This is a genomic window from Ciceribacter ferrooxidans (assembly GCF_004137355.1).
In the GTDB taxonomy this organism is placed as follows: Bacteria; Pseudomonadota; Alphaproteobacteria; order Rhizobiales; family Rhizobiaceae; genus Allorhizobium; species Allorhizobium ferrooxidans.
Genome location: NZ_SDVB01000124.1, coordinates 1 through 261, shown reverse-complemented (window position 1 = coordinate 261; position 261 = coordinate 1). Strand labels below are relative to the sequence as shown.

General features: G+C 45.2%; 1 protein-coding gene. It reads right to left on the bottom strand.

The features are described from left to right. Positions 1-240 (bottom strand): hypothetical protein (locus EUU22_RS04025; RefSeq protein ID WP_205687847.1); only part of this gene is annotated, 240 nt, incomplete at its 3' end. Between the last annotated feature and the right edge of the window lie 21 nt (positions 241-261).

Genomic DNA, 261 nt, shown 5'->3' with positions numbered 1-261 from the left:
TCCATCTCGACTGATTGCTACTGTTTTGAATTCTTCCGGTGCCTCTTCTGTTAATCGTGCATAGACATCTGGATACTTTTTATTTTTCCCTTTTCCCCCTGTTGGCAGTCGGATGATCCCTTTTTCGATCTTGATGTACATCGCTGGATAGCAGAGCGTGAAGAAGTTATGTCGTGGGCGCACCCTTGGAAAGCCTGACTTTTTCTCTCCTTGCTTTACTCGATCAAAGAACCTCGCCATTGCGTTGTCTATCCGAAAGTA